Source organism: Corallococcus praedator (assembly GCF_003612125.1).
GTDB classification, from domain to species: domain Bacteria; phylum Myxococcota; class Myxococcia; order Myxococcales; family Myxococcaceae; genus Corallococcus; species Corallococcus praedator.
Map to the genome: position 1 here is coordinate 1 of NZ_RAWI01001301.1, position 405 is coordinate 405.

At 59.8% G+C, this 405-nt stretch carries 1 protein-coding gene; it reads right to left on the reverse strand.

What is annotated here, in order from left to right; all coding sequences use genetic code 11:
• Window positions 1-197: 197 nt before the first annotated feature.
• On the reverse strand, window positions 198-405 hold a 208-nt coding region (gene rpmI / locus D7Y13_RS44180), incomplete at its 5' end, for a 50S ribosomal protein L35 (RefSeq protein WP_341870487.1).

Below are 405 nucleotides of genomic sequence, written 5' to 3' on the forward strand. Positions count from 1 at the left end.
GTAGCCTTTGGAGGCGTCCACGATGCGCTTGCGGCGCTCGCGGCTGGCGGGAGCATTGGTTGCTCTTGGCATGTATCAAAAACTCCGGCGTTTGGGCCGGAGCCTCCTTGAAGCGGACTGTTAATATTGGGACTTCGGGCCTCGTCTGCTTCGTATCCCCGAGTCGAGCTCGGGGCAGACCGCGAAGTCGCTGGGTTTTACGCGAAAGGCAGGTTCAGCTTGATACGGGCTTCGTCCGTCTTATCCACCACGGCCGACTTCGCGAGCTTGCGCTTGCGCTTGGCGGACTTGCTGGACAGGAGGTGACGTCGACCCGCATGGGCACGCAGAACTTTGCCGGTCCCGGTTATTTTGAACCGTTTCGCGACAGCCTTTTTCGTTTTGCGGCGTGCAATTGCTTTGGGC